General features: G+C 44.1%; 18 protein-coding genes. All 18 read right to left on the bottom strand.

What is annotated here, in order from left to right; genetic code table 11:
* Positions 1-102: 102 nt before the first annotated feature.
* Positions 103-2,613, bottom strand: coding sequence for an Ig-like domain-containing protein (locus DWW70_RS13055; RefSeq protein WP_117875436.1), 2,511 nt, complete (start codon positions 2,611-2,613; stop codon positions 103-105).
* A 79-nt stretch (positions 2,614-2,692) separates the two neighbouring features.
* On the bottom strand, positions 2,693-3,421 hold the full coding sequence (locus tag DWW70_RS13050; protein WP_117550346.1) for a response regulator transcription factor: 729 nt from the start codon (positions 3,419-3,421) through the stop codon (positions 2,693-2,695).
* Positions 3,411-4,445, bottom strand: coding sequence for a sensor histidine kinase (locus tag DWW70_RS13045; RefSeq protein WP_118650041.1), 1,035 nt, complete (start codon positions 4,443-4,445; stop codon positions 3,411-3,413). The genes DWW70_RS13050 and DWW70_RS13045 overlap by 11 nt, the downstream gene beginning before the upstream one ends.
* 297 nt (positions 4,446-4,742) lie before the next feature.
* The gene (gene sufU, locus DWW70_RS13040; RefSeq protein ID WP_004851759.1) at positions 4,743-5,183 is read right to left on the bottom strand and encodes a Fe-S cluster assembly sulfur transfer protein SufU; all 441 of its coding nucleotides are present in this window, start codon (positions 5,181-5,183) and stop codon (positions 4,743-4,745) included.
* On the bottom strand, positions 5,173-6,390 hold the full coding sequence (locus DWW70_RS13035; protein ID WP_055145405.1) for an aminotransferase class V-fold PLP-dependent enzyme: 1,218 nt from the start codon (positions 6,388-6,390) through the stop codon (positions 5,173-5,175). Before DWW70_RS13035 ends, sufU begins: the two co-directional genes overlap by 11 nt.
* The gene (locus tag DWW70_RS13030) at positions 6,371-7,438 is read right to left on the bottom strand and encodes a SufB/SufD family protein (protein WP_055145402.1); all 1,068 of its coding nucleotides are present in this window, start codon (positions 7,436-7,438) and stop codon (positions 6,371-6,373) included. The genes DWW70_RS13035 and DWW70_RS13030 overlap by 20 nt, the downstream gene beginning before the upstream one ends.
* Before the next feature lie 14 nt (positions 7,439-7,452).
* Entirely contained in the window at positions 7,453-8,859 is a 1,407-nt protein-coding gene (gene sufB / locus DWW70_RS13025) for a Fe-S cluster assembly protein SufB (RefSeq protein ID WP_055224519.1), read from the bottom strand.
* Positions 8,860-8,862: 3 nt separating this feature from the next.
* Positions 8,863-9,612, bottom strand: coding sequence for a Fe-S cluster assembly ATPase SufC (gene sufC, locus DWW70_RS13020; protein ID WP_004851768.1), 750 nt, complete (start codon positions 9,610-9,612; stop codon positions 8,863-8,865).
* A 109-nt stretch (positions 9,613-9,721) separates the two neighbouring features.
* A complete protein-coding gene (locus tag DWW70_RS13015; protein ID WP_118650005.1) occupies positions 9,722-10,132 on the bottom strand; it encodes an RrF2 family transcriptional regulator in 411 nt (136 codons plus the stop codon).
* A 254-nt stretch (positions 10,133-10,386) separates the two neighbouring features.
* Entirely contained in the window at positions 10,387-11,373 is a 987-nt protein-coding gene (locus tag DWW70_RS13010) for a DegV family protein (protein WP_243017729.1), read from the bottom strand.
* A gap of 169 nt (positions 11,374-11,542) precedes the next feature.
* Positions 11,543-13,516, bottom strand: a complete 1,974-nt coding sequence (locus DWW70_RS13005; protein WP_243017728.1) for a GGDEF domain-containing protein — start codon at positions 13,514-13,516, stop codon at positions 11,543-11,545.
* Positions 13,517-13,554: 38 nt separating this feature from the next.
* Positions 13,555-14,502, bottom strand: a complete 948-nt coding sequence (locus tag DWW70_RS13000) for a type I phosphomannose isomerase catalytic subunit (RefSeq protein ID WP_022216165.1) — start codon at positions 14,500-14,502, stop codon at positions 13,555-13,557.
* A 567-nt stretch (positions 14,503-15,069) separates the two neighbouring features.
* Complete coding sequence (locus DWW70_RS12995) at positions 15,070-16,095, bottom strand: glycoside hydrolase family 130 protein (protein ID WP_022216164.1); 1,026 nt, start codon at positions 16,093-16,095, stop codon at positions 15,070-15,072.
* A gap of 129 nt (positions 16,096-16,224) precedes the next feature.
* Positions 16,225-17,403, bottom strand: coding sequence for a glycoside hydrolase family 130 protein (locus DWW70_RS12990; protein ID WP_118650002.1), 1,179 nt, complete (start codon positions 17,401-17,403; stop codon positions 16,225-16,227).
* Between the two features lie 41 nt (positions 17,404-17,444).
* Positions 17,445-18,620: an AGE family epimerase/isomerase gene (locus DWW70_RS12985; protein WP_118650001.1), complete on the bottom strand. Its 1,176-nt coding sequence runs from the start codon at positions 18,618-18,620 to the stop codon at positions 17,445-17,447.
* Between the two features lie 24 nt (positions 18,621-18,644).
* On the bottom strand, positions 18,645-19,529 hold the full coding sequence (locus tag DWW70_RS12980) for a carbohydrate ABC transporter permease (protein WP_022216162.1): 885 nt from the start codon (positions 19,527-19,529) through the stop codon (positions 18,645-18,647).
* 1 nt (position 19,530) lies between these two features.
* Positions 19,531-20,562 carry a carbohydrate ABC transporter permease gene (locus DWW70_RS12975; protein ID WP_118650000.1) on the bottom strand — a complete coding sequence of 344 codons (1,032 nt, stop codon included), beginning with the start codon at positions 20,560-20,562 and terminating at the stop codon, positions 19,531-19,533.
* An 86-nt stretch (positions 20,563-20,648) separates the two neighbouring features.
* Entirely contained in the window at positions 20,649-22,094 is a 1,446-nt protein-coding gene (locus tag DWW70_RS12970; protein ID WP_022216160.1) for an ABC transporter substrate-binding protein, read from the bottom strand.
* Between the last annotated feature and the right edge of the window lie 208 nt (positions 22,095-22,302).

Below are 22,302 nucleotides of genomic sequence, written 5' to 3'. Positions count from 1 at the left end.
TACACCATATCATATATTATAAATTATATACTATGCTTGTCAATCTCGCACATGCTATTGAGTATTATTCATACCCACATAAAAAGACGTACGGGTATCCTCTTAATTTCCAGGATACTCTGTGGTTATATATACCATACTGCTGTTTCGTGTAACATTAATATAGTAGACTTTTCCTGCTTCACAGTTATATGACATATAGAAATCGTGGTCATTTCCTGTGCTGATATGCTCCTGCTTGTCATCATCATTAATTGTAAGCACTTCTCCATCTGCATCATAAAGATGTCCATATGGATTATTACTCGATCCAGAGCTTGAATAGATATAGTATGCTGCCGTCATCTTTGGAACAAATCTATAGTATGTTCCCACTGATGCATTTATAGAGGTTCTATCACCAATCTCCTCATAGTCTGTCTTAATATCTGCTACAACATATGAAGTCTTGCTGTTTATCGTTGCGGTTATAGTTCCGGCTAAAGCAACCCCGCGACCTGTAAGTCTGTAAGTACCAGGCGCCAGATAAACGTATGCACCAGCTCCAACGCTGTTGCCATCCTCGTCATACCATGTGCCGATATTCTCTATATTATATCCGTTATCCTTTGATCTAACGGATATCTTTTTTACATCCGACGAATAATTTCTTCCCGAAATGTTTCCGGTAAACCGCTGTGAATATATGTATGTTGTGTCCGAACCCGAATATATAGCTATATCATATGTCCCAGGAACAATATCTACAGAATACGATCCATCTCTTTTTACATCAGAATAACAGTAATATGTATACTCTGTGGATTTGTCCCTATTCGTAAATATAATATATGCATTTGACAATACTTCTCCTGCCACATCCCTGATATATCCCGATACTGTAATTCCCTGTGCAACATTTATCACACAGTCTACAGTTGTGCTGACTCCGGCATTATCGGAATCCGTTATCCTGACTTTTATATTATAAGTACCAGCCTTATTGATGTAACCCTCCAATTTACCATTACTATAAATATCAAGACCATAAGTATTGCCAACTATATCATAGATATAATTTCCTGAGCCACCAGCTACAGAATTTATATCAGCAGCTACATGCACAGCCGCTCCACTTTCACCACGAGTGCGATAATACCTTGGGCTGTAATAAGCTGATATCACGGAGCTGTTGTATACACACCATGTTACGATAGTTGTCATTGTATTACCATACTCATCAACTGCTGTAATTGTCGTGACTGATGTGCCAGACTTGGTTATTTTCCCTGTGAAAGTAATACAGTTGGAACGCATTCCACCTATTGTATACCTCATTCCAGCCGGAACGTCCTTTACAGAAACCTTGAGGTAGCCACTGCCAGATAAATTAACGTCTGTATTCACATTCGCATTCTGCTCAATTGCTCTGGCTTCATAATATGTCTTATTATACTTTCCGTCAGAATAATATGTCTCCACCTTACCGGTTCCTGTTCCTGTAAGTCCACTTACGTACACACATATTCTGTCCGAAGATGAAAGCCTGTTCTCCTTGTTAAACCTGATCGTGTATTTTTTATTGTCTCCTGTAGACACACTTTCAATCGGAATGCTCTTGTTGTATATGCCGCCATTTAATGTGGTCTTTACTTTAACAGCAAAATTTGATGCTGTCAGCTTCTGTGCAGATGACAATGTAACATTTATTGTCTGCCTGTTATCCACCTGCGCCGAAGCAATCTTCACAGCATTTAGAACTGTCAGCTTATATTTTACTGTCTTTTTTGTTCCGTCTGTAGTTGTTGCTGTAATCACTGTGGTTCCAGCGCCAACAGCCACAACGAGTCCGGATGAACTTACCATAGCGACCTTATCATTCGAAGACTTCCAGGTACACTTCTTGTTTGTTGCATCTGCCGGTGCAATGACTGGGTTTAACTGTTCTGTTTTTCCCACATACATCTTACCGCTGCCCTTTTTGAACTTTATAGAAGTTACATACGCCTTGACTGATACCTTACAACTTGCCTTCTTGCCGGAACCATCTGCAGCTACTGCTGTGATGACTGCTGAACCGCCTCCGGCTGCTGTTATCCGTCCTCTGGAATTAACCTTAGCAACCTTTATATTGCTGCTCTTCCATACGACCTTCTTATTGCTTGCCTTGCTTGTTCCAACAGAAGCCTTTACCACAGCACTTTTTCCTTTTACCAGCGTCAGCTTGCTTTTAGTAAGCTTTACACTCGTGACAGGCTGTCCTGCAGTTACCGTAATAACCTTCTTTACCTTAGGATCAGCCTTCAGCGACATTGTAATCTTAGCTGTCCCATTTTTTACATTTCCTGCTTTGATCACTCCCGCAGTTGTCACGGTTGCTATCCTTCTGTTGCTGGTTACGAATTTCAGCTCTTTCGCCGCCACATTTGTCTTAAGAGCAAATGACTTTCCCGCCTTGAGCGTAAGTGTGCCGGCTGGCAGATTGCTCACAGTGATGCTCTTTACAACCGTGTTTTTTGCCGTAGCCGCCGTTGTAGCTGCCAGCGCAGTTCCCGGAACATTCATACCTGAAAATATCAGTGCAAATGCAAGAATGACCGCCACAGCCTTCATGATTTTTCTGTACCCTTTCATAACACTCCTCCTGATTTAATAAAAAATCCGCTATACTTCATAAAATCAGTATAGCGGACTTTATTTTATTAATCTACAATCAAATACTATCAATGAGTTTTTCGCTGTCATCACACATCCTGTATCCCACGCCCAGCTCATTGATGATAAAACTCTTCTTGCCCGGCTTCACTCCGAACTTCTTTCTTATATTCGCCATATTTACCTGAAGTCTCTTGGTGCTTCCCATGTCATTGTAGCCCCATACCTCTTTTACGATGAAACTGTATGTAAGCATCTTGCCCGGATGTCTGGACAGAAGATCGACTATGTTGTACTCAGTCTGAGTCAGCTTGATCTCCTCATCCCCTATGAACACTCGTCTGGCTTCGTAGTCTATGAGCAAATCCCCAGTCTGGAATTTCCCTGTCGGCAGTTCACTGTCATGCGCTTGGTAAAGCACTGTGCGGAGCGCAGATCTGACCCTGGCAACCAGCTCCTCAGAGCCAAACGGCTTGGTCACATAATCATTTGCCCCCAGGTTGAGCGCCTCCACCTTATCCTTCTCATCAGATCTCGCCGAGAGCACTATGACCGGCGTGAAATCCGTCTTTCTTATCTCCGTGAGAAATGCTATTCCATCCTTATCTGGAAGTCCCAGATCAAGTATCACTATGTCAGGTCTGTGGGACGCATACATCATAAGACCGCTTCCGCAGGATGTGGCTATGATCGTCTGATAGCCATTTGCCTGCATCAGGGTATCCAGCAGATTGTTGATATTTTGTTCATCTTCTATTATCAAGACTTTGTATTTGTTATTGCTCATCCGTAACCTCCTCTATCTTCAGTGTAAACCTGAATACTGCACCACCTTCCGCGGAATTGTATGCACTTATATCTCCTCCATGTGCTTTTATGATGGTCGCACATACCGACAGACCTATTCCGGCATTTCTTCTCGGCCTGCAGTCCGCGGACACCTCATCAGAGCTGTCCCCCAGAAGGCTTCCATCAAACAGGTGTTTCAACCTATCCTCCGGTATTCCATCGCCATCATCCTGTACCTCAAACACAACCCTGTCGCCATCGCATTTCACATTCAATGCCAGATTCTTCATTCCCTCTGCATGCTGTACTGCATTCTCAAGGATATTGATGATAACCTGCTCTATGAGAATTGCATCCATTGGTATGATGACCAGCTCATCGGGCAGATCGACTTCTACCTCCTGATCAGGATATCTCTTTGCAAATTTGATAAGCACCGAATCTATCAGCTCATCCAGGGCTATCGGGGTCTTTATGAGATTTATGTCTCCGTCCAGCCTCGTTACGGACAAAAGGTTCTCCACCATGCGGTAGAGCCACTGTGAATCCTGCTGGATACCCCGGAGCATCTTCTCCTTCTGCTCGTCCGTGAATTCGCTGCCACTCTCTATAAGTGCCGAGCTGGCCCCGTAAATGGTGGTAAGTGGAGTTCGAAAATCATGCGACACTGCACGCAGCAGGTTCGCCCTCATTTTCTCCATCTCACTTTCTTTCTTGAGCATTTCCTGATACTTTATCTTGCTTGTAAAACCACAGGTAATAAACGCTATGGCTATCATAATTATCGCCGATGTGATATTTTCAGGAATAAGAAAATCTATCTTGAAATACGGAAATGTAAATGCAAAATTCACTATTATCACGCTGACTACAGATGCCAGTATTCCATACACATATCCGTCAGTGAACACCGATATCAAAAATACCGAAAACACCATGACGGCCGGTATCAATATGTCTGTAGTAAATGTTGTCTTTATTATCAGACACAATCCAACCCCTATGGCTATCATCACCAGCATCAACAGCACATTTTTTATAATGTCCTTACATTTACACCCTTTATTTTTTTTGCTTTTTTGTATATTTATTTTTTTCATATGTATCAATCCCTTTTGGATTATTTTAAAGAAAGCGCCACCAGTACACCTTATGTCACAAACGACATAGATCTTACCAGCGGCGCCCGCTTTCACACATTCAAGTGAAGTATATCATGCCTATAGTTAAGATGCAGATAAAGAATATCTACGATATGTGGAGCAGGCGCATTCCGATGCGCTTCGCGCAGCGCCCGCATTATCATAAGGAATCCACCCTTATGATATATTCTTCAACGCTTCCTCAAGGGTGTGCCATCCGAGGACCGCACACTTTACTCTGGCCGGCATGTGCGCTATATCCTTGAGCGCTGATGCCTCCTCAAGCTGGTCTATCTCCTCGTCTGTAGCCTCTCCCTGTATCATCTTCAGAAAGAGCTGCCCAAGCTTCAAGGCCTCCTCCTTGGTCTTTCCTATGATCATTCCAAGCATTATATCTGCCGACGCCTGGGATATAGCACATCCGTCTCCCACGAATGATCCATCCTCGATGACTCCGTTCTCAACCTTCAGTTTAAGCCAGATGTCATCACCGCAGTTGGGATTTACACCCTCCAGCACAACATTTGCAGCAGGAAGATCATATTTGAATTCAGGTCTCATATTGTGCTCTGTAAGGATCTCATTATAAAAATTCCTGTTTTGAATATTATTCTGCATATCCCATTCTCCTTCTCACATTTGCGACACTCTCCACAAATGCATCTACCTCTTCATCTGTATTGTAGAACATAAAACTTGCCCTTGTCGTATTGTACACGCCAAGGTGTACAAGCAGTGGCTGTGCACAGTGATGTCCAGCCCTCACATCTATTCCATCCGCAGCCATGATCTCGCTGACATCATGCGGATGTACATTGTCTATGGTGAACGCCACTATTCCGGTGTGGTTCTCCGGCTTATCTGAACCGATGACATGCACATGAGGAAGCTTTGCAAGTCCCTCCATGGCACGGGTCGTGAGCTCCAGCTCTCTCTTTTCTATATAGTCAAATCCAACCTCTTTGATGTAGCCTATAGCAGCCGCAAGTCCCGCAGCTCCAGCCGCATTGACTGTACCAGCCTCAAACTTGTGAGGCAATTCCGCATATACAGCGCCATCTCTTGAAACCGAATCTATCATCTCTCCACCTGACATGAATGGAGGCATCGCGTCAAGCAGTTCCTGTCTTCCGTATAACACTCCTATTCCCATAGGTCCCATCAGCTTGTGGCCTGAGAATGCAAAGAAATCAGCGCCAAGCTCATGCACATCTATAGTCATATGCGGTGTACTCTGCGCGCCATCGACAACGACAACCGCGCCAAAGCTGTGCGCCCTGTCAGCCATCTTTCTGACCGGATTCACACATCCAAGAACATTTGACACATGTCCGACAGCAAGCAGCTTTGTGTGCTCGTTGATTCCGGAATTGATGGTCTCGTCAGTCAGCGTTCCATCCTTCTCACAGTCGAGATATCTGAGAGTTGCACCTGTGACTCTGGCCGCCATCTGCCATGGAAGCATGTTGCTGTGGTGCTCCATGATGGTGACTGCTATCTCGTCACCAGCCTTAAGGTTATTCAGCGCGTAGCTGTATGCCACAAGGTTAAGGCTCTCTGTGGTATTCCTGGTGAAGATTATCTCCTTCTCAGAGTCAGCGTGAATGAAGTCCCTGACTACCTTTCTGGCACTCTCATACTTCTCTGTCGCCTCAAGGCTGAGCGGATAGAATCCTCTGAGTGGATTCGCATTGCTCTTCTCATAGAACTCTCTCTCAGCGTCTATGACCACCTGTGGCTTCTGCGCTGTGGCCGCATTGTCTATATAAGCTGTGTCATTGTTTCTCAACAGAGGAAAATCCTCTCTATAATTCCTGTCTGTCATATTCCATTACCTCCGCAAGCTGCTTCTCCACCAGCTTCTCTGTGTTCTCGTCCTGGATCTTGCGGTAGAGGACCTCCATCTTGCCCTTGGTCATCATGTCCTCGGCTGTCTCCATATCGATTCCCCTTGACGCGAAGTAGAATAAAGTATCCTCGTCAAGTTCACCGATGGTCGCTCCATGTGATCCCTCCACATTTTCCTCTGCACAGAGGATAAGCGGTATAGTCTTGTTCACCACATCATCGCCGAGCAGCAGTACATTCTCAGTCTCAGCGCCCTTCGAATCCGATGAACCTGTCTTGAAATCTATCGAACCTCTGAATATCTTCTCCGCAGCATCCTTAAGTGTTCCATCCACCTGTATGTTGCAGTTGGTCTTCTTGCCTATATGGTTAACCACAAGGTTGATATCTATGACCTGCTTCTTCTGGCCAAGGTAACCTATATCCATGTTGGTTGAAGCACGCTTACCAATGAGCTCAGTTCTCACGCCGTTGTACAGATTGCCCTTGCCGATAAATATCTGAAGCACATCTAGCTGCCCATTCTCCGCACACTCACTTCCCACGTCGTTGAGTATGGTCGTGTTCTCATCCTGCATAAATATCTGTACAAGACGTATGTGTGCGTCCTTCTCTATATTAAAACGCGTACGGAATGCCAGGCTGCCGCCCTCCGCATTCTCGCCAAATGTCTCTATGACTGTCATGTCTGAACCTGCATCTGCCTGCACGTAAGCATAACCGCTGCTGCCATTTGCCCCGGTTCCATTTATCAGCACGTGCACTGTCTGCCCTTTATTGGTCTCGTCCGCAACGAGTACACTTCCTGCTGCCTGCTGTGCGAAGAGTACGTCCGCATCTCTTCCTGCACCAGTCTCTATTCCATCGAAATCAGAAGCCTGCTTATCAGCTTCCTTGCCGCCATCTATCTTCACACTGCATCCCGCCATGTCCGGATTCCAGTTAAGTGCTGTGTCGTTCATGCGAAGCCAGTACCATGTCTTTGCCGGGAGCTTGTTGATCTTCATCTCGTTATTGTTCTCCATGTCACCGCACCTCCTTAACCTATGCTGCCCTTCATCTCAAGACGGATGAGGTTGTTCATCTCAAGAGCATACTCAAGCGGCAGCTCCTTCGATACATTGTCTGCAAATCCACTGACGATACATGCTCTCGCGTCTTCTTCACTCATTCCTCTGGACATCAGGTAGAACACAGCCTCGTCACTGATGCTTCCTATCTGTGCCTCATGTCCCACATTTACCTTCTTGGTTCTGATATCCATGGCCGGTATGGTGTCCGAACGTGATATCGAATCAAGCATAAGTGACTGGCAGGAAACTGCTGCCTTGGAGTCCTCAGCCTCCTTTGTCACTACAACTGATGAACGGAATGTGCTTATACCCCCGTCCTTGGAGATAGACTTTGTGTTGATATATGAGCTTGTGTCAGGTGCCGCGTGAACTACCTTCGCTCCTGTGTCAAGGTTCTGTCCCTTACCGGCAAATGTAACTCCGGTGAACTCCATCCTGGCGCCCTTGCCCTTGAGCACGCTCATCGGGTAAAGGTATGACACATGTGATCCAAATGAACCCGATACCCACTCGATGGTTCCACCCTCTTCAACGCGGGCTCTCTTGGTGTTCAGGTTGTACATGTTCTTGGACCAGTTCTCTATGGTTGAATATCTGAGCTTTGCGTTCTTGCCGACAAACAACTCCACACAGCCTGCGTGAAGGTTCGCCACATTGTACTTCGGTGCCGAACATCCCTCTATAAAGTGGAGGTCTGCTCCCTCATCTACTATGATGAGTGTGTGCTCAAACTGACCCGCGCCCGCTGCGTTAAGTCTGAAGTATGACTGAAGTGGGATCTCAACCTTTACTCCAGGTGGCACATATACAAATGAACCACCTGACCACACAGCTCCGTGAAGTGCTGCAAATTTGTGATCATGAGGGGTGACAAGCTTCATGAAATGCTTCTGCACCATGTCTGCATACTCACCTGTGAGTGCACTCTCCATATCAGTGTACACAACTCCCATGTCCGCAACCTCCTGGCGGACATTGTGATATACGAGTTCTGAATCGTACTGTGCACCAACTCCCGCAAGGGATTTTCTCTCAGCCTGAGGGATTCCAAGTCTCTCAAATGTATCCTTGATATCCTCAGGAACTTCATCCCAGCTGCCCTTCATCTTGGTATTTGGTCTTACGTAAGTAACTATATTGTCAATATCCAGTCCCTCGATGGATGGGCCCCAGTCAGGCACCTGCATATTGTTGTATATCTGTAAAGACTCAAGTCTGAAATTCTGCATCCATGCCGGATCATGTTTCTCCTTTGAAAGCTGCTCAACTATCTCAGGTGTGAGACCAGCTTTAAGCTTATAGGCATCTTTGTCATCATACTTGAAGTCATATATATTTCTGTCTATGTCCTCTACATATGTCTTTTCCTTCATCTTCTATATCCTTTCATACTCTGCAAATCCAGACTCGTTGATCTTGTCCACAAGTGATGCGTCACCAGTCTCTATGATCTTGCCCTCAACCATGACATGTGTGTAGTCAACGGTGAGTGACTCAAGGATCTTGGTGCTGTGTGTGATGATAAGCAGACTTCCCTTGCAGTTCTTCTGGTATTCCTCGATACCTGCTGATACTGTACGGACTGCATCAACGTCAAGTCCTGAATCTGTCTCGTCAAGGATTGCCAGTGATGGCTTGAGCATCAGAAGCTGAAGTATCTCTGCCTTCTTCTTCTCACCACCTGAAAATCCCACATTCAGGTCTCTCTCCGCATAAGATGGATCCATCTGAAGGATCTCCATGGTTCTCTCAAGCTCCTTCTTGAAATCCCAGAGACGGATTCTCTTGCCGGTCTTCTGCTCAAGGGCATTTCTTATAAATGAGCTGAGTGTCACACCAGGCACCTCTAGAGGATTCTGGAATGAGAGGAATATTCCTGCCTTTGCACGCTCATTGACAGCCTCTTCTGTGATGTTCTTACCATCAAACCATATCTCGCCCTCTCTGACTGTATATCTAGGATTGCCCATAAGTGCATATCCAAGGGTTGACTTTCCGGTTCCATTAGGTCCCATAAGTACATGTGTCTCACCCTTGCCGATCTCCAGGTTCACACCGTGAAGGATCTGTTTATCCTCAACATCAACATGTAAATTCTTAACTTCCAATAATTTTTTATCTGACATCAGTCTGCCTCCTTTTATACCAAGCCCGGCAATTGCTTTATCACTTCTATATCCGGCGATTCAATTGTCCCGCTTTAATTATCTTTTTGCTTGTATCAAATTACTCTGCTCATTCCACATTTCTGGCTATATCCGCCAGTGTCTTACCCTGGAAATAATCCTGTATCAACTCCGCCAGTCCCTGCCATATCGGCAAAGTGTAGCACTGTCCGGATCTGTCACAGGTCATTGCGCTGTTCTTCATGCATGCCACCGGAGCAAGTCCACCTTCCGTGAGTTCAAGTATCTCCCAAAGCGTATATTTCTCAGGAGCCTTTTTGAGTCTGTAGCCTCCGCCATGTCCGCTGGCTGCCTCTATCAGATTTGCCTTGGACAGCATGCGCATTATACTCTCCAGATACTTCTGGGACAGTTCCTCTTTCTGAACTATTTCTTTTAACGGAATGAATCTGCCGTCGTGGTTTATGGCAAGGTCTGCCATGACCCTCAGGGCATATTCTCCCTTTGAAGAAATCACCATATCTGTAAATCCTCCTTACATATGAGTGTGATCACATTCCAGCCGCAAATACACGGTCATTCCAGTCATCACCCTCATCCGCCATTTTTTGGCGTAATAAGTCAATATCTGACTCGCAAAAATAGGATATTCCCATTTACCTACTATGTCAATAGGTTAATACACAAAAAATAATAGAAGGTGCGGCAGCCTTCCATTATTTTTCATTATTTTGTCTATTTCAAGCATTTTATATAATTTATCCGTGCAGCAGTCTACTCATGATATGTTATTATCAGCCCGTCTTTTCCCATATAATAGCTGCACAGCCCGCTTGCAGGTACGACGCTCACATCCGTGTCGAGCCATTCAGCCTTGATAAGATGCCCCAGCTTTTCTGCTCCCTCCTCATTCATACAGTGGCTTATGACCAGCTCTCCCCCTGCAAATCCCGTCTCCCGGAGAGTATCTATCAGCTTATCATATGTCTTCTTCATACCTCTGAATTTGTGTCTGAGTTCAATTCGTCCACCAGGTGATGCCACACCTATTGCGGATATATTGAATCTATGAGCCGCATACCCCACAAGCTTATTTAGTCTGCCCGCCTTTATCAGGTTGTCCAGACTCCCCAAGGCAAACATCACCTGTATCTCCCTCACTGCTTTGTCTGTAACACTTACTATGGCGTCAAACGAATCCCCGTCTTCAATTCCTTCATATATGATGTTTGCCAGCTGTTCAGGGAATACTCCGGCTCCGCATGTATTTATCACCGCAATATTCCTGCCGGGATTCTTCTCAAGCGCCATGTGTCTTGCAGCTATAGCACTGTTGTAACTTCCCGATAATGCAGCTGACAACGTAAATGCAATAACATTTTCCGCATCCCCCCACGCCTCTAGCCACGCATGGGGTGATGGGCAGCTAGTTCTTCCGCCTGACCGGCAATTTGCAATATGCTCAAGCATCTTCTCTATATCTATACCCGGTTCGTCTATATAATCTGTGTTATCAACAGATATTGTAAACGGAACCTCAGCATAATCTATATCTATTCCAGCCAGTCCATCCAATCCATCCGGCACGAGCAGACTGCAGCCGGAATCTGAAACCAGCTTCCATCCATGATTACTCTTTCTTTGCTCCCTGTCAGATTCTCCGCCCATACTTTGAGTTTTCGAATCAACTTCTTGAGTCATCGAATCAACTTCCAGTCTTCCTTCCTGCTCTTCATTTTGATCATGCGCGTTTCTTTTCATCTCAATAACACCTCCATGCGCAATATGCATCACACAGGTATTATTAGATATTTTTTCTGTATTTATACATTTTAGACATTTTTTCTGGGAGCATAGATTTTACAAAAAAGGTATGATCAAGCTGCACTCAACGCAACCTGATCATACCTTTTATTTATTATATAAATTATCAATTCTTAACCTTAACAACGTCCTTCTTTCTGTACTTCTTCACCTCATACAGCTTCTCATCTGCCATAGTCATGGCATTCTGAAGACCTTTCTTGTTATATTCTACGATCTGACAGTTTCCAAGCGATACACTCACTTTATAAGGCTTATCACAGTGCTCATTAAACTTCTCAAATGAACTGTATACTTCCTCAGCAAATGCATCTGCAGCGTCAGAGTCCTTAAGGCCGAGTACAAGACAACAATACTCGTCGCCGCCTATTCTGCCTACGATTCCATTATCGCCTACAGATTTGATCAGAATATCTCCTATGGTTTTAAGAGAGAAATCACCCTCATCATGTCCATATCTGTCATTGATGATCTTGAGACTGTTCATATCAGCGTAGAATACCGTAGCCGTCCTTTTCTGCTCCTCACATTCCTTGAGCAGCTGTAATGATCTGTCAAAGAAACCTCGTCTGTTCATGATTCCTGTAAGGGGATCCTGTTTTGACAGATTGTCAAGCATAATGTTGTTTTTCTGCAGGATCGCCATACTCTCCTCAAGGCGCTTCATGATCTCCTCGTTCGTCTTGAGCAGATTGATCATCTTGACAGCAGCTGAGACCTGGTTTCCAAGGAACTCCCCATTCACCAGAACTCCTTCCGTGAGATCACACAGAAGAACTCCATAGAGTATTTCGTTGGAATACAGCGGCAAGAGTACATATATTCCAGCTCCTTCCACACCGAGGCTCTCAAAATCATAGAGATTTGATGATGACACCTTCTGGTTCACAGTGATCACACTGCTGACCTTCTCTTTAAGATCCTTAGTCTTGAGATATAACTGGTCAGGCAGTTCAAATGGCTCACCGATCAGATGTATTATTGGCTCTTTATATAAGAATATAAATGCATTCTCTATGTCCAGCCAGTCCATAGTGCCAAGAATCTCTCCATAACTTCTGTCGTTGCCTCTGTCAAAGCTCAAGACCTTCTGGATAAATGTCTTCATCTTGAACTGAGTCTTATTCCGCTCTTCCCACTGCTCTGAGAGCATATGGTTCATTGAGAGATATCCCTCAATGACATTCTTACTACGTTTTCTTGATCCGCCTTTTTTACAGAATGAATCTCTTCTGACAAACTCAGTAGGAAGTATCTTACTCTCGACCTGCTTGCCATCAATAAGCCTGACCATAAGATTTACAGCCTCTGAGCCAAGTTTTCCCGCGTCTGCACGCACAGTCGAAAGCGTCGGATATATCTGTGTAGCCCACTCAATATCATCGTAACCCATGACTGATATATCTCTTCCCGGCAGAATGCCCCTCGCCTTAAGTTCTTCATAAAAACCAGATGCACAGGAATCATTCACACAGAACACTCCCTGCATATCCGGATTTCTGTCCAGAATATCTCTGAAAACCTCTTTTGATTCCGATGTAAGATTGCCCTCCACATAAAGTCCCGGATCAAACTCTATTCCATGAGCCTCAAGCATCTCAATGTAGGTTCTTCTTCTCTCCTTTGCATCATAATTGGAGTCCGGACCGCCTATCATGCCTATTCTTGTATAACCAAGTTCCTCGATCATGTAATTGAGTCCTTCTCTTATGCCTGCACCATTGTCATATCTGACACAAATCTGATCCGGCTCATCTGCAGCCACTATCACGCACGGCATCTGCAGATATCTTTTCATAAATTCGCTGATACGCTCCTTGGTTGCAAAGCAGCCAATACAACTCGATGCAACAATAACGCCGTCCAGATTCTCCTTTGTAGCATAGGAAAATAGTGTCTGGTACTGATATTCATAATATATATCTGACGTTTCTGGGTATTCCCGGTCAAGGAACTTACCCGGAATAACAACTATATCGACATCAAGTGTCTTTGCTCTCTCTATAACCCCATGACAGAGCAGCCTCGTAAAATCATCCGTGATTCCGCCTACCAGAACACCTATCGTCTTTCTCTTCATAACTATCCCCCTTGACATTCTCTTCCAAAGGCAGGATCTTACTTGCTGACTGTGGATGCTACGATCTCCATATTGCCCTCAAACACTGGGTTGCTGTATCCGTTTGGCAGGATAAAGTGATCACCCTTCTTTATAGCGTTTCCATCCACTGTTCCACTTCCCGCAACTACAGACATGATGAGGAATGGCTTGTCGCCCACATTCAGCTCTGCCTTTCCCTCAACATCCAGCTTGTATACTGTGTAATACTTACAGCTTATAAGCTCACAGAGTTCATTTGCCTTATCTGCCTTGACACTTATAACGCTGTCCTCAACCGGCTTTGCAGGAACTGTTATAACATCTATACTCTGCTTTACGTGCAGATCTCTAGGCTTTCCATTGCTCAGTCTGTCATAATCATAAACTCTGTATGTGATGTCACTGTTCTGCTGTGTCTCAAGAAGTGTGATTCCTCCTTTGATCGCGTGTACTGTACCGGGATCTATCTGAATGAAATCCCCCTTCTTAACAGGGATCTCTCTGATAAACTCCTTCCATTTCTTACCTTCGATCATATCGCACAATTCTTCCTTTGTCCTTGCATTATGACCGATTACAAGTGTTGAATCTTCCTTGCAGTCAAGAATATACCAGCACTCCATCTTGCCAAATGAACCATTCTCATGTTCTGCTGCGTATGCATCGTCCGGATGCACCTGAATACTCAGATCATCTTTTGCATCGATTATCTTGATAAGCAGTGGGAATCTGACACCGTCTATACCGCCAAACAGCTCTCTGTGGCTGTCCCATAAGTCGGCAAGCGTCTGACCTGCAAACTCGCCATTTTTCACTGTACAGTTGCCATTCTCATGTGCCGCAACTCCCCAGCACTCGCCTATATCATCACCCTCAACATCATATCCGTATTCTTCTCTGAGCTTTGTACCGCCCCAGATATTGTGCGTAAACACGGGATTTAAAAAAAGTATTTCCTTGTTCATTGTCATTCTCCTCCTTTTGACGTACGGCAATTGTGTGCATATCCGTACGGTGTACACATCCGACTTGTCTGGCTCGGAACGCTCTCGCTCGTTTCGCCCTGCAGCGGATACTAAGATGCCGCTAACGCGCCATCTAAGTACCGGCGGGCTCAAATGTCCGAACCATGACAATGTCGAATATGTACACCTGTTACTGATTACACCATTCCCCAATTGCCTGTTCTATATAAGACGGTGAAGAAATCACATTTTTACACTGACCATGACTTCTTCACTCGTCATTTCCATGATAATGTATGTAACTGCTATTTTATTGCATCTGTTGCCTTTTTCTACATATTACAGTCTTTTTTCTGCCTTTTTAGTTTTTATGATTGCCAAAACCCTCAGAATCAAATTCAGCCCGGCTTATTGCCAGGCTGTCATAGTCTAAAAGTTTTGGCAATCACCTGCCATTACATTTCTTTTTAGAGGGGCCCCGAAGGCGGCGGGCACCGCCTTGGGAAATGAGAAAAAATTAATACAATTGCCGCGTATGAGTAGGGGCTCATAGCGATCTATAACTAACTATCTTCTACCGATCTCGGTATCAGAAGTTGTTACCACACTGTGTGACTTGATATAATCTACGATCTCATCAAGCTTTGTGAATGCAAGGCCAACATAGCTGTCAGCTGCACCGTAGTAAATGGCGATCTTTCCAGACTCGCTGTCGTGAATAGTAGCACATGGGAAGCATACATTAGGAACAAATCCTCGCTCCTCGTACCACTCTTCCGGTGTGAGAAGGAAGTTCTCACAACGATACTTAACGATCGATGGGTTGTCGATATCAAGGATTGCTCCACCGATTGAGTATACATAACCGTTACATGTTCCCGCTACTCCATGGTAGAATAACAGCCATCCTTCAGAAGTCTCAATAGGGGCTGCACCGCCGCCAATCTTGAGTGACTCCCACCACTCGCTGCTCTTGCCCATGACATGTCTGTGCTTACCCCAGTAAACCATGTCTGGGCTCTCACTTACGAATATATCACCAAATGGTGTATGACCACTGTCACTTGGACGTGACAGCATCACGAAATTACCGTTGATCTTTCTCGGGAAGAGAACTGCATTTCTGTTAAATGGAAGGAATGGGTTCTCGATTCTCACAAATGTCTTGAGATCCTTTGACTTTGCGATGCCTATCGCTGCACCATAGAAATCCTGGCACCAGATTGCATAATATGTATCCTCTACCTTTACAAGTCTTGGATCATATGCGTATATAGGCATGAACTCTTCACCGTTCTCATCAACAAACTTGATCTTCTCCTCGCTGATATTCCAGTGGATAGCATCCTCGCTCTCTCCGAGGTAGATGTATGGAATTCCATTCACCTGCTCACCTCTGAATACTCCAACAAACTTTCCATCAAATGGAACTACTGCACTATTGAATATTCTTGCAACACCCTTTGCCGGATTTCTTCCTATTATAGGATTCTCTGTATATCTCCAGATTGGAGCGTCATGATTGTCATTTGCCGGTCTGTCCTGCCATGGCACGTTTGGCACAGGCTCGCTGAACATTTTTACTTCTGACATAAGTACCTCTTTCTTCCGGCATCTTAGCCGGATTTTTTATTTTATTATCACGTTATATGGTATCTGCACAGGCAAAGGGCATACTAACCAACGTGCTGTTTCATCTGGCAGCCCATATATTATACTTTCTTACTTGTCTGTATTCTTAAGGAACTCAAGGTTCTTCCTGATCAGCTCACATCTCTGCGCTACACACTCAACGCTTCTTCCCGGATCAGCAGGTGTGTTGAATACATAGTCGATGAGTCTGTCAACTGTTGTTGTTGCAACATGCATTCTTGTATCGCTTGATGCGTAGTAGATGAACACTTCGTTGTTCTCGTTTACGATGGCGCCATTTGTGAATACAACGTTGGATACATCGCCGACTCTCTCCTCGCCGCGAGGTCCGATGAGCATTCCTGATGGCTCAGCGATAACCTTTGAAGGATCATTGAGGTCTGTTGCAAATGCGTAGAGTACATATCTAAGACCGGCAGCTGTGTTTCTCACACCATGTGCGATGTGGATCCAGCCCTTGTCTGTCTTTATTGGAGGTGCACCTGCACCGTTCTTTGCCTCTGTTATAGTGTGGTACTTACGAAGACTTGTCATCTTCTCCTCGTCTATAACCGCATGCTCTATATCATCACAGAGACCGAATCCTATTCCGCTGCCGCTTCCTGTCTCGATGAAATCATCCATTGGACGTGTATAGAATGCGTACTTGCCATCCACAAATTCAGGGTGAAGTACAACATTTCTCTGCTGTGGGGAACGAAGAGTCTTGAGGTTGTCAAGGCGCTCCCAGTGCTTTAAATCCTTTGTCCTCACGATACCTGCTGCTGCAACTGCTGCTGAGAGGTCATTTACAGCTGTATCCTTGCTCTCTGAACAGAACACACCGTAGATCCATCCATCCTCGTGCTGTGTCAGTCTCATATCATATACATTTGTTTCCTCAGGACATACATCATCCAGAAGGATTGGATAATCCCAGAAACGGAATCCATCGATACCGTTGTCACTCTCAGCTACGCCGAAGAATGACTTTCTGTCATTTCCCTCTATTCTTGCGACAAGATAATACTTGCCGTTCAGGTAGATAGCACCTGAGTTCATGACAGCGTTAACTCCGAGACGCTCAATGAAGTATGGATTTGTCTCAGGGTTTAAGTCATATCTCCATGTGAGAGGTATCATCTCTCTTGTGAGTACAGGGTACTCATATCTGTCATAGATTCCATTATAGAAATCTGTCTTCTTATTCTTTCTCTCAAGAAGCTTGTTCAGTTTGTCAAGCTCTACATAATATTTCTCATTCATCATTTAGGCATTCTCCTTATAATTTGAAAGCAATTGAATGCTATTTATTTGCCGTCAGCGAGTCTGTTCATAATCTCAAGGCACATTCTGCCGTTGTGGTATGGGCACTTCCATGGCTCAACTATAGGACGTCCGACTCTCGGTGTTCCATCCGCATTCAGATCCCAGAACCACTCTGATCCCGGTCTCTTGTCTATGAAGTATTCCTTTATGTACTCCCAGACTTTCTCAGCAGCCTCGTAATACTTCTTATCACCCGACTTTTGATAAGCATTTATGAATCCTACTATTGATTCTGCCTGAACCCACCATACTCTTACCGTGTATGGCACGCCCTTTTCACATTCTGTCAGAACTGAATGTCCATCGAAAGCAATCTCATATATCTGCTCTGCAAGGATATCTGTTATCTTTGTGATCTTCTCTGTGTACTCTGCCTCTCCAAGCACCTCAGTCGCCCTGTCCAGAAGCCATGATGTCTCAATGTCATGTCCGTATGAGTACAGATCGATCAGAGAGTTATAATCCTTATCAAAGAACACTTCCTGTCTCTTAAGCTCCGGATTGTATACCTTATCAGCAAATACATCGAGCAGCCATTCCAGACGCTCCTTTACCTTGGAATCCTTGGATACCTTATAAAGTTCTGTGTAAGCCTCAAGTGCATGGAGCAGTGTGTTCATTGTTCTCTCTGCGAGAACACCATTCTCAGAAAGCTTATCATTTGACTCCGGCTTGAACTCTCTTGTAAATGCCTCGAGATAGCCACCTTCGTCAGTACATTTCTCTTCTATTGTATGGAAAAGCTGCAGGGCCAGGTCCAAAGCTTCCGAATCACCGGAAGCTTCGTAATAGGCGGATAAGGCATATATACTAAATGCCTGATTGTATGTGTGTTTTGTCGTATCTTTGGGTGAACCATCGTAATTCATGGACCAATATATTCCGCCATATTCCCTGTCTATACAATATTCTTTCAGAAATTCATATCCATGAGCAGCCTCATCTAGAAGCTTCGGGTCCTTGAGTGCCTTATACGCACTTGCGAAGAACCAGGTAATTCTACTGTTAAGAATACAACCCTTCTCAGCCTTTTTATCAAGGTTGAGGTCATAATCCATATACCCATAAAATCCGCCGTACTCATCATCCCTCAGGGCCTCCCAGAATGGGATGATAGCATCTATTAATTCTTTTTGAATTTCATTTCTCATATTCATGAACTCTCTTCTTCTAATAAATTATTAACCCTTTACAGCACCCTGTGTAATACCACTGTAGATCTGTTTCTGACAGCAGATGAATACTATAAGTGCCGGTATGATCGATATGATAACACCTGCACATATCAGGTTGTACTGGCTGCCCATAGGTCCTACGAACTTGTAAAGTGAGATAGCCATTGTCTTGATCTCCGGGCTTATGAGGTAAAGGTTTGCAGCGTAGTACTCGTTGTAGATTACAACGCCTTTCAGTATACAAGCAGTAACGATAGCCGGCTTGAGAAGTGGAAGTATGATCTTCCAGTAGATGGTCCAGTATGATGCACCATCCACGATAGCTGACTCGTCAAGAGATACTGATATGTTCTCCATAAACTGTATAAAGATGTAGATCGAGATAACATCTGTACCACAGCTCATGATGATGTAACCATATAAGTGATCTATGAATCTCAGATCACCCATGATGTTGTAGACTGTAACCTGCATAGCAACTGCAGGGAGCAATGATGCCACAAGGAAAAGTGTTCTGATAAAGCCGTTTCCTGGGAACTTGAATCTATTAAGCACATATGCAAGCTGTGTTCCTATTACAACTGACACGATAAGTACGCATACCATGACTATTACTGAGTTGAGGAATGCACGTCCCATGTTGGCAGTCGTGAATGCCTTTACAAAGTTGCTGAAGTTCAGAAAGCTTTCAGGAAGTTCCATTACTGAAGTAGCCTTATACTCATCTGTTGTCTTGAAGGCTGTTGTAACACATGATATAAGAGGTACAACCGCACACAGTGAGAAGAATATGAGTACAAAGTACTTGAGGAAACCTCTTACATAATATCCAACGGTTCGTTTTTCTTTTATTGGTGCTATGCCTGGCACATCTGTCTTTCCTCTTGCCATGTTACTTGCCTCCCTTCGCAGAAGCAGTCATCTGCTTCATGTATTTCTTGGTATCTCTCTCCTGTTTCTTGCGAAGCTTCTTTGCCTTATAACTCTCATCATCTGAGCTTGAATCCTTGAAGATGTACTCAAAGAACAGCTTCTGAAGCGCAGCACATATAAGTATGATAAGGAGAAGTACAACGGCCATTGCTGAAGCAAGACCGACCTTCTGGCTTGTATGTGCTATCTTGTTCATGATGATGAAGTAAGTACCTGTTCCGTTTGCACCTGTTGTGATAACGAAAGGCTGCTCGAAAGCACTGAGTGATCCTGTTATTGCTAAAATTACATTTAATGTAACGATTGTCTTGATACTTGGCAGTATGATATATCTAAACTGCTGGAATTTATTTGCACCATCAAGCTCTGCCGCCTCATAAAGTTCTGCATCTACCGACATGATAGCTCCAATGAAGAGAACCATCATCTGTCCAAGGTATCTCCAGACCGAGGTTGAAACCAGTGTCCAGTTGTTGACACTCTGGTCTTTGAGCCAGTATGGAAGGTTGTCTAAGCTAAATCCACACAACTGAAGGATTGAGTCAAACACGAATCCTCTTGTGAAGAAGAATTTGAAAATGAAACCTACAGCGATACCACTGATAAGATAAGGGAAGAAAATAAATCCCTTGAAAAGGTTACCACCTTTTACTTTGAAACTCAGAAGAGTTGCAAGGAAAAGTGCAAGCACTAACTGTACAAGTGCTCCTACGATGTAATACAAACTGAGCTTTAATGCACCGAAACAGTCTTTTCTTGTGAACACATCGATATAATTTGCTAATCCTACGAATTCTCTCTTTTCTACAGGCGTCGTATATTTCATCTTGTAGAAACTAAATTTAACCATCTCTCCGAATGGTATATATGTAAATACTAATAGCAAAAGCAATGGGATAATTGCGAAGGCTGCGCATATTATAACCTGCTGCCCCTTCCTGCTTGACGCCCATTTACCAAAGCCGGATTGTTTTTTGTTAGCCATACTCATTCCACCGCCTTTTTTTAATAAACCGGGGCGGGCAATCCCCGCCCCGGTCTGTAGCTTATTCTTACTTATTTATATTGAAATCTTTATTACTTCTCAGTAACTTCGATTCCTAATGACTCCTGAGCATCTGACCACTTCTGGTTCCACTCAGCCATGATATCGTCGAATGACATGTCGCCGTTTGCAGCATGCTCGATGATGGCCTGGATCTTGTCGTTACCACCATTGCTTACGTTAAGCTCTGACTCTGAATTGAGCTGATTGAGGTAATCCTCCTCGCCCTCAAGAGCTGGCTCGTCTGCAACGAAGTCAACACCGTCGAATGAGATCTTTGACTCTGAACCAGGAACAATTGCAAGTGAATCCTCGTTGTAAGCATATCCTGACTTCTCTGTCATCCACTTAACAAATACAAGAGCTGCCTGTTTCTCATCATCTGAAGCGTTTACGTTGATACCGAAGCAGTAATCTGCTCCTGATGAAGCGTACTGCTTACCATTTACTGAGATAGGGAAAGGAATGTATCCTATATCGTCTGCGTTAGGTCCGCCTGCTTCCATCTGTGGGTATGCCCATGAACCAAGTACCATACATCCGATCTCGCCGTTGTTGATCATTCCCTTACATGACTCCCAATCTGTTGTTGAGTAATCATCCTCTGTAAGTCCCTGTGATACTGCATCGTAAAGGATCTTATATACTGCATAAGCATGTGTATCGTCGCCATAGTTCTTGAATGGATCCTTTGTATGGGCTAACTTCTGGTTCTTGTATGTAGCATCGCCTGTTGCTGTGATCGCGATATAATCATCCCAGGCTCCCATTGTCCAGCCTGCTGCATAGTTTGTGTAAAGTGGAATACAATCCGGATTCTTATCCTTGATTGCCTTGAGTGCCGCAATGAACTCCTCTGGTGTCTTAGGTACGTCTGTCACACCTGCATCAGCAAATACCTTCTTGTTGTATACGATACCCTGTGTTGTAGCTGCAAGAGGTACACCATATACCTGACCCTGATACAGCCATCTGTTTGAGTAATTTACAAGACTGCTCATTGTATCATAATCGCCATATGACATGAAATATGTTGAAAGGTCTGCCATGTCAACTGCTGGGATACACATTACTGTCTCGTAGTTTCCTGACTGAAGATGTGTAAGAGCATCTTCTGCATAGTTTGTATCTGTGATAACATCAACCTTGATATTTGGGTACTCCTTGTTGAAGTCCTCAAGATACTGCTTCCAGTTCTTTCCGCCGTAGTCATCTGAGTCCATATCAGTTCTGTTGTTGTAGAACTTGATCTCCGCTGAAAGATCTGTGAAGTCTGTTCCTAACTGGATGTCTGCATATGACTTGATTCCCTCAGCATCAGCTGTTGTGTCATCTGCTGAATCACTTCCTGCTGCCTCTGTGGCAGCCTTTGTTGCCTCTGTTGTGTCCTTGTTATCGCTGTCTGAGCCTCCACAACCTGCAAGTGATGCTGCCATAAGACCAGCCATTGCGATACATGCAATACGCTTTGATTTCATAGTTTTGTCCTCCTTAAAACCTTCTTTGTTTTTAACTTTATATTAAGTATACATTAATTTACTTTTTAGTCATCACTCAATTTTGTTTTTAATCACAGTATTTTGTACTTTTCGTTAATTTTACCATTATCGTTATTTTTTTTCAATATCGTATAGACATTTTATCTATATATTTTTATCTTTAATTAGCATTTTATTGTTTTTTTAG

It is taken from the genome of Coprococcus sp. AF16-5, assembly GCF_003479365.1.
GTDB lineage: Bacteria > Bacillota > Clostridia > Lachnospirales > Lachnospiraceae > Coprococcus > Coprococcus aceti.
Note: the sequence above shows the minus strand (reverse complement) of the source record. Positions and strands in the feature narration are given on the sequence as shown.